Below are 8,518 nucleotides of genomic sequence, written 5' to 3' on the forward strand. Positions count from 1 at the left end.
CCGGGGCAGCCGCGCCTGCACGATCAGTTGTCTTCCAGTTCCATGTTGATGGCCAGCGAGCGGATTTCCTTCACGAGGACGTTGAAGGATTCCGGCATGCCCGCGACCATCTCGTGCTCACCGTCGACGATGTTCTTGTACATCTGGTTGCGGCCCTGCACGTCATCGGACTTCACCGTCAGCATTTCCTGCAGGGTGTAGGCCGCGCCGTAGGCTTCCAGCGCCCAGACTTCCATTTCACCGAAGCGCTGGCCACCGAACTGCGCCTTGCCGCCCAGCGGCTGCTGGGTAACGAGCGAGTACGGACCGGTCGAACGGGCGTGCATCTTGTCGTCGACCAGGTGGTTCAGCTTCAGGTAGTGCATGTAGCCCACGGTGGTGTGGCGATCGAATGCCTCACCGGTACGACCGTCGAACAGCTGGGTCTGGCCGCTGAGCGGCAGATCCGCCAGGGCAAGCATGTGCTTGATCTCGGCTTCGGTGGCACCGTCGAACACCGGGGTCGCCATCGGCACGCCGTCGGTCAGGTTGCCGGCCAGGCGCAGCAGCTCCTCGTCGCTGAACTGGGTCAGGTCGACGTGGTTGGCGTGCTGGGTCTTGTCGTGGTTGTACACGTCGTCCAGGAACTTGCGCAGTTCGCTGATCGCGGCCTGCGCCTCGAGCATGCCCTGGATCTTGCGGCCCAGGCCCTTGGCGGCCCAGCCCAGATGCACTTCCAGGATCTGGCCGATGTTCATACGCGACGGCACGCCCAGCGGGTTCAGCACGATGTCCACGGTTTCGCCCGAGGCCATGTACGGCATGTCCTCGACCGGCACCACGTTGGAGACCACACCCTTGTTGCCGTGGCGGCCAGCCATCTTGTCGCCCGGCTGGATGCGGCGCTTCACGGCCAGGAACACCTTGACCATCTTCAGCACGCCCGGGGCGAGGTCGTCACCGGCGGTGATCTTGCCGCGCTTGTCGGCGAAGCGACGCTCGAATTCCTTCTCGTGCGCCTGGATCTGCTTCTGGGCGCGTTCGATGGCTTCCGAGGCGTCCTCGTCCTTCATGCGCAGCACGAACCAGTCAGCCTTCTTCAGGCCGTCCAGGTAGGCGTCGGAGATGACGTCACCCTTCTTCAGGTTGGTACCACCGTTGGCCACCCTGCCCACGATCTGCGAACGCAGGCGTGCGTAGATCGCCGCTTCAAGGATGCGGAACTGGTCGTCGAAGTCCTTCTTGACGCGCTTGATCTCGTTTTCCTCGATCTGGCGCGCACGCTTGTCCTTCTCGATGCCGTCGCGGGTGAAGACCTGCACGTCGATGACGGTGCCGTCCATGCCCGGCGGCACGCGCAGCGAGCTGTCCTTAACGTCGGAGGCCTTCTCGCCGAAGATGGCGCGAAGCAGCTTCTCTTCCGGGGTCAGCTGGCTTTCGCCCTTCGGCGTGACCTTGCCGACCATGATGTCGCCGGCGCGCACTTCGGCGCCGATGTACACCACGCCGGACTCGTCGAGGCGGTTCAGCGCCTGCTCGGAGACGTTCGGGATGTCGGCCGAGATTTCCTCCGGCCCCAGCTTGGTGTCACGCGCGACGCAGGTCAGTTCTTCGATGTGGATCGTGGTGTAACGATCCTCTTCCACCACGCGCTCGGAGAGCAGGATGGAGTCTTCGAAGTTGTAGCCGTTCCACGGCATGAACGCGATCAGCATGTTCTGGCCCAGGGCCAGTTCGCCGATGTCGGTGGACGGACCGTCAGCCAGCACGTCGCCACGCGCCACCACGTCGCCCACTTCCACCAGCGGACGCTGGTTGATGCAGGTGTTCTGGTTGGAGCGGGTGTACTTGATCAGGTTGTAGATGTCCACGCCGGCGTCGGTCGCGTCGGTGATCTCGGCTTCGTTCACCTTGACCACGATGCGGCCAGCGTCGATCTGCACGATATCGCCGCCACGACGGGCGTTGACGGTCACACCCGAGTCACGGGCCACGGCGCGTTCGATACCGGTACCCACCAGCGGCTTCTGCGCACGCAGGGTCGGCACGGCCTGGCGCTGCATGTTGGCGCCCATCAGTGCACGGTTCGCGTCATCGTGTTCCAGGAACGGAACCAGCGCGGCGGCGATCGACACGGTCTGCATCGGCGAGACGTCCATGAAGTGGACCTCTGCCGGCGGCTTCAGCAGCGACTCACCCTGGAAACGGCACGGCACGAACTGCTCGGTGAGCACGCTCTTGGCATCGGTCAGGGCGTTTGCCTGGGCGATGACGTACTCGTTTTCCTCGATGGCCGACAGGAACTCGATCTCGTCGGAAACCTTGCCGTCGTGCACCTTGCGGTACGGGGTCTCAAGGAAACCGTACTGGTTGGTGCGGGCGTACACGGCCAGCGAGTTGATCAGGCCGATGTTCGGGCCTTCCGGCGTTTCGATGGTGCAGACGCGGCCGTAATGGGTCGGATGCACGTCGCGCACTTCGAAGCCGGCGCGTTCGCGGGTCAGACCGCCCGGGCCCAGGGCCGAGACGCGACGCTTGTGCGTCACTTCCGACAGCGGGTTGTTCTGATCCATGAACTGCGACAGCTGCGAGGAGCCGAAGAACTCCTTGATGGCCGCGGCGACCGGCTTGGCGTTGATCAGCTCCTGCGGGGTCAGGCCTTCGGACTCGGCCATCGACAGGCGCTCCTTGACCGCGCGCTCGACGCGGACCAGGCCCACGCGGAACACGTTCTCGGCCATTTCACCGACCGAACGGACGCGACGGTTGCCCAGGTGATCGATGTCATCGACCACGCCACGACCGTTGCGGATCTCGGTCAGGACCTTGATCACTTCCAGGATGTCGGAGCTGTCGCCGTGCTCGGCGACCAGGCGCTTGGACTCTTCGTCGTTGCGCTCACCGAAGTACTTGCGATCGTAGAGCACGGCTTCGCCGGTGACGGCCTTGCGGCCGACACGGCGGTTGAACTTCATGCGGCCGACCGTGGACAGGTCGTAGCGCTCGAAGGTGAAGAACAGGTTGTGGAACAGGTTCTGCGCGGCATCCTTGGTCGGCGGCTCGCCCGGACGCATCATGCGGTAGATTTCGACCAGGGCTTCCAGCTGGGTCTTGGTCGGATCGATGCGCAGGGTGTTGGACAGGTACGGGCCACGATCCAGGTCGTTCACCCACAGGGTGCCCACGGCGTCGACGCCGGCCTTGCGGAAGGCCTGCAGCTGTTCGTCGGTGATTTCGTCGTTGGCCTGGGCCAGCAGCTCACCGGTGTTGGCATCGACCACGTCGTGCGACAGGATGCGGCCGACGATGTAATCGTCCGGCACGGCCAGGGCGGCAATGCCCGAGGCTTCCAGCTGCTTCACGTGGCGCGCGGTGATGCGCTTGCCAGCTTCGACGATGACCTTGTCGCCGTCGGCCAGGTCGAAGTTCAGGGTCTCGCCGCGCAGGCGCTCGGCCACCAGTTCGAGCTGCACGCCTTCATCGGGATTGATGTGGAACGTGTTGATCTCGAAGAACTCGGCCAGCATTTCTTCGTTGCTGTAACCCAGCGCACGCAGCAGGATCGACACCGGCAGCTTGCGGCGACGGTCGATACGGGTGAACAGGGCATCCTTCGGGTCGAACTCGAAGTCCAGCCAGGAACCGCGGTACGGAATGATGCGGGCGCTGTACAGCAGCTTGCCCGAGCTGTGGGTCTTGCCACGGTCGTGGTCGAAGAACACGCCCGGCGAACGGTGCAGCTGCGAGACGATCACGCGCTCGGTACCGTTCACGATGAAGGTGCCGTTGTCGGTCATCAGCGGGATTTCGCCGAGGTAGACCTCCTGCTCCTTCACGTACTTGATGGCCTTGGTCGACGACTCGCGGTCGTAGATCACCAGGCGCACGGTCACGCGCAGCGGCGCGCCGTAGCTCATGCCGCGCTGGCGGCACTCGCGCTCGTCAAACACCGGGTCGCCAAGCTTGTAGCCGACGTATTCCAGCGCAGCGTTGCCGCTGTAGCTGGCGATCGGGAACACCGACTTCAGGGCCGCGTGCAGGCCGAGATCACGGCGCTTGGCCGGATCCACGTTTTCCTGCAGGAATTCGCGATAGGAATCCACCTGGATGGCAAGCAGGAAAGGCACTTCGAGGATCGAGCGCTGCTTGCCGAAATCCTTGCGGATACGCTTCTTTTCGGTGAACGAATATGACGTCATGGGGTCTCACCTTGGCTGTGCGGGCCCCGCCATGGAGGCGTGGCCCGAAGGGAACATGAAAATTGTCAGTTGGAAGTCGCTGGTATTGCCGGCACCAGCACGCCTTCTCCCGCTACTTCCAACTACCAACTCGCCGGCCTGGGCCGGTAATTCGGTGGAGCAGACGACTAACAGTCGTCTCTACCGTTGGTTCTACAGCTGTTGCCGCAACAACGACCAAAGGCCGGGGGCTTACGCCCCCAGCCTTGGCTGCATCGCCGTGTTTCGATGGCGACGCAAGGAAGTGCTTACTTGACTTCGACAGTCGCGCCAGCAGCTTCCAGGTCCTTCTTGAACTTGGCAGCGTCGTCCTTCGAAGCGGCTTCCTTGATCATGCCGCCAGCTTCTGCCAGGTCCTTCGCTTCCTTCAGGCCCAGGCCGGTGATGGCGCGAACGGCCTTGATGACTTCGACCTTCTTATCGCCGGCCGACTTCAGGATGACGTCGAATTCGGTCTGCTCTTCAACAGCGGCAGCCGGACCAGCTGCAGCAGCAGCGGCGACCGGAGCAGCGGCGGAGACGCCGAACTTCTCTTCGATGGCCTTGACCAGCTCCATCACTTCCATCAGGGACTTCTCGGCGATGGCGTCGACGATCTGTTCGTTGGTAAGGGACATTTTGATTACCTTTGGATAATTTTCTGGGTTCAGGTTCCGTCAGGAACCACGTAAACAGCGACTCAGGCGGTTTCGGCAGCCGGCTCGGCAGCGTCGGCGGTTTCGCCACCGTTCTGCTTGTCGCCGATGGCCTTGATGGCGCGGGCGAACATCGTGACCGGCTCGGTCAGGACGCGGGCCAGCATGGCCAGGGCCTGGTCGCGGGTCGGCAGCGATGCCAGCACGTCGACGTGGCTTGCCGGGAACACTTCACCACCAATGGCAACGACCTGCGGAAGCAGTTTGGCGTTGTTCTTGGCGGCTTCCTTGATCAGGCGACCGGCTGCGCCGGGCTCCTCAAGCGAGAACGCGAACAGCATCGGACCGGTGAACTTGTCCGTTGCACATTCGAACTCGGTGCCCTTGACGGCGCGCTCGGCCAGCGTGTTCTTGACAACCTTCAAGAAAACGCCGGTTTCGCGGGCCTGCTTGCGCATCGCGGTCATCTGGGAGACCGTGGTGCCAGCGTAATGGGCTGCGATCAAGGAGTGAGCCTTGGCAGCGACGTCCGCAACCTCGGCCACTACTTCTTGCTTCTGGGACAGATTGAGAGCCATTGCACTCCTCCAATTGAACTCCGCTTACGGCTCCTGCCGTTTGCGGTCCTGGGCGGCATCCGTCCTGGACGCCGGGAACATCGGGTTGATGTTCCAAGGGTGGGCCGTTCTAGACCTGGATGGCCAACCTGGGTGAACCCAGACGTGCGTGAACCAGAAAAACTCCAGAAGGGCACCATCTACGCAGGGTGATTCCCGAGGGAATCCATTAAGCGATCGGTACTGCGCCGGCGGCGACTCCCTGCCAATGCGAGCATCCCTGCCCGTCGCCGGTATGTAACGACCGCGCCTGCGGTCTTTGACGGCTTCTCCGCGGGCGAGCCCGCTCGGATGCCTTCAAAATTCACGGGCAGGCGACCGAAGCCGCCTACCCGCTTGAAACGATTACTTCAGGGTCAGCGACGAGGTGTCGACGGTGACGCCCGGGCCCATCGTCGAGCTGACCGACACCTTCTGCAGGTACAGGCCCTTCGAGGTAGCCGGCTTGGCCTTGATCAGGTCCAGCAGCAGCGCCTGCAGGTTCGACTTCAGCGCGTCTTCGGCAAAGTCGGCCTTGCCGATGGTGCAGTGGATGATGCCGGCCTTGTCGGTGCGGTAACGCACCTGACCCGACTTGGCATTCTTGACGGCTTCGCCCGGGTTGGCCGACACGGTGCCGACCTTCGGGTTCGGCATCAGGCCGCGCGGGCCGAGCACGGTGCCCAGCTTACCCACGACGCGCATGGCGTCCGGGGTCGCGATGACGACGTCGTAGTTCAGATCGCCGGCCTGCATCTTCTCGGCCAGGTCGTCCATACCCACGGCTTCCGCGCCAGCGGCCAGGGCTTCGTCAGCCTTGGCACCGGCCGGTGCGAAGACGGCAACGCGCACGCTCTTGCCGGTACCGGCCGGCAGCACGGTCGAACCGCGCACCTGCTGGTCGGACTTCTTGGCGTCCACGCCCAGGCGCACAGCGACGTCGAAGGACTCGACGAACTTGGCCTTGGTAGCGGTCTTCAGGATCTTGATTGCGTCTTCGAAGGCATATGCCTTGCCCGGGACGACAGCGGCCTTGATGGCCTTCTCACGCTTGGTCTGTGCCATCTTCTTAACCCTCTACCACAAGGCCCATGGAACGGGCAGAACCGGCGATCGTACGCACTGCGGCGTCCAGGTCGGCGGCCGTCAGGTCAGCTTCCTTCGCCTTGGCGATCTCTTCCAGCTGCTTGCGGGTGACCTTGCCGACCTTGTCGGTGTTCGGGCGCTTGGAGCCCGAGGACACGCCAGCGGCCTTCTTCAGCAGCGTCGTTGCCGGCGTGCTCTTGGTGATGAAGGTGAAGGTACGGTCCGAATAGGCGGTGATGATCACCGGAACCGGCAGACCCTGCTCATGCTTCGCCGTGGCGGCATTGAAGGCCTTGCAGAATTCCATGATGTTCAGGCCACGCTGACCCAGCGCGGGACCGACCGGCGGCGAGGGGTTGGCCTGACCGGCCTTCACCTGCAGCTTGATGTAACCAACTACTTTCTTTGCCATGTGAATACTCTCCGGGTGCTAGCGCCTTACGACCACAGGCTCCCCATCGGACCGGGAATCTCGCGTCCCGGCATCGCGTTTTTGAATTCACGCAGAAGGCCACCTCGCGGCGGCCCTTGCTTTTGCCAGCTTCCTGGCAGGAAGCCGCGCACTATATCAGGTTTTCGGTGCCCAGCGTGAATGCGCGGGCCCGTAGAGCGGGGCTCTGCCCCGCTGATCCGGTAATGCCGCCGGGCAGAGCCCGGCGCTACCGCATCAGACGGCCTTTTCGACCTGGCCGAACTCGAGCTCGACCGGGGTGGCGCGACCGAAGATCAGCACCGAGACGCGCAGACGGCTCTTCTCGTAGTTGACCTCTTCGACCACACCGTTGAAGTCGTTGAACGGACCTTCGGTGACGCGCACCATCTGGCCTGGCTCGAACAGGACCTTCGGACGGGGCTTCTCGATACCATCCTGAACGCGGTCCAGAATGGCAGCAGCCTCACTATCCTGAATAGGGAGCGGGCGATCTGCGGTACCGCCGATGAAGCCCAGCACCTTGGAAGTTTCCTTCACCAGATGCCAGCTTTCGTTGTCGATGCGCGGAATGCCGTTCTCGTCGTGGGTCTCGATCTGGACCAGGACATAACCGGGGAAGAACTTGCGCTCGGAACGGCGCTTCTGGCCGGAGCGCATTTCAACCACCTCTTCGGTCGGGACGAGGACGTCACCGAAGAGTTCCTGCTTTTCCTGAAGCTCGATGCGGGCGCGCAGGTCCTGCGCCACCTTCTTTTCGAAGCCTGAATAGGCGTGAACGACATACCAACGCTTCACAGGTTTCTCCTTATCGACCCAGGAACAACTGGATCGCTTTCTGAATCAAGAAATCAAAGCCGCCGAGCAGCAGACTGAGGATGATCACGACGACCATCACCACCCAGGTCATGCGCATGGCTTCCTGGCGCGTCGGCCAGACCACCTTGCGCAGCTCGAAACGGGATTCGGAAAGGAATTCACGCGTGTCGCGACCCTTGGCGGTCATCAGGAACACGCCGAGGCCGGCCGCAAGGCCAACCGCAACACCCAGGCCACGCAACGGGCCGGACCAGGCATTCTGGGACGCATGCTCGGGCATGCCGAACCAGAACCAAGCAAAAAGACCCGCAAGTGCCAGGAGCACTGCGGCGGCGTATTTGACGATGTCACCTCCGGTGGAGGTGTCCTTGGAATGCTCGATCTTGCTGTTCATCCGGCTCTGGCTGCTGAGGCGGCATGGCCGCTGGAAGGGAGAAGTGGCACGCCAGGAGGGACTCGAACCCCCAACCTGCGGTTTTGGAGACCGCTGCTCTGCCAATTGAGCTACTGGCGTACTGAAAAACTGCCTTCCCTTAGACGGCGAAGGCGGACCGAGGTTCCCGGCCCGCCGTTCGCGAGACCGGCAGCGCTGTGCTGCCGCCGGTGTTGCAGATTACTTGACGATCTTGGAGACCACGCCGGCGCCGACGGTACGACCGCCTTCACGAATGGCGAAACGCAGGCCTTCATCCATCGCGATCGGGTGGATCAGGGTCACGACCATCTTCACGTTGT

The 8,518-nt window shown here is 63.0% G+C and carries 7 protein-coding genes, 1 tRNA gene and 1 pseudogene; all 9 read right to left on the reverse strand.

Going from position 1 to position 8,518, the window contains the following annotated elements; all coding sequences use genetic code 11:
* Positions 1–23: 23 nt before the first annotated feature.
* On the reverse strand, positions 24–4,178 hold the full coding sequence (gene rpoB / locus ACREPD_RS13255) for a DNA-directed RNA polymerase subunit beta (protein ID WP_431599754.1): 4,155 nt from the start codon (positions 4,176–4,178) through the stop codon (positions 24–26).
* Positions 4,179–4,465: 287 nt separating this feature from the next.
* Positions 4,466–4,834, reverse strand: coding sequence for a 50S ribosomal protein L7/L12 (gene rplL, locus ACREPD_RS13260; protein ID WP_019186119.1), 369 nt, complete (start codon positions 4,832–4,834; stop codon positions 4,466–4,468).
* Positions 4,835–4,896: 62 nt separating this feature from the next.
* The gene (gene rplJ / locus ACREPD_RS13265; RefSeq protein ID WP_282247497.1) at positions 4,897–5,430 is read right to left on the reverse strand and encodes a 50S ribosomal protein L10; all 534 of its coding nucleotides are present in this window, start codon (positions 5,428–5,430) and stop codon (positions 4,897–4,899) included.
* 384 nt (positions 5,431–5,814) lie between these two features.
* Positions 5,815–6,513: a 50S ribosomal protein L1 gene (gene rplA, locus ACREPD_RS13270; protein ID WP_421571191.1), complete on the reverse strand. Its 699-nt coding sequence runs from the start codon at positions 6,511–6,513 to the stop codon at positions 5,815–5,817.
* Positions 6,514–6,517: 4 nt separating this feature from the next.
* Positions 6,518–6,946: a 50S ribosomal protein L11 gene (gene rplK / locus ACREPD_RS13275; protein WP_431599755.1), complete on the reverse strand. Its 429-nt coding sequence runs from the start codon at positions 6,944–6,946 to the stop codon at positions 6,518–6,520.
* A gap of 255 nt (positions 6,947–7,201) precedes the next feature.
* Positions 7,202–7,762: a transcription termination/antitermination protein NusG gene (gene nusG, locus ACREPD_RS13280; protein ID WP_431599756.1), complete on the reverse strand. Its 561-nt coding sequence runs from the start codon at positions 7,760–7,762 to the stop codon at positions 7,202–7,204.
* 10 nt (positions 7,763–7,772) lie between these two features.
* A complete protein-coding gene (gene secE, locus ACREPD_RS13285; protein WP_421571194.1) occupies positions 7,773–8,177 on the reverse strand; it encodes a preprotein translocase subunit SecE in 405 nt (134 codons plus the stop codon).
* Between the two features lie 44 nt (positions 8,178–8,221).
* A tRNA-Trp gene (locus tag ACREPD_RS13290) sits at positions 8,222–8,297 on the reverse strand.
* Positions 8,298–8,396: 99 nt separating this feature from the next.
* Positions 8,397–8,518 (reverse strand): annotated as a pseudogene (locus tag ACREPD_RS13295) (hypothetical protein); the annotation flags it as partial.

It is taken from the genome of Stenotrophomonas sp. (assembly GCF_050737075.1).
GTDB lineage: Bacteria > Pseudomonadota > Gammaproteobacteria > Xanthomonadales > Xanthomonadaceae > Stenotrophomonas.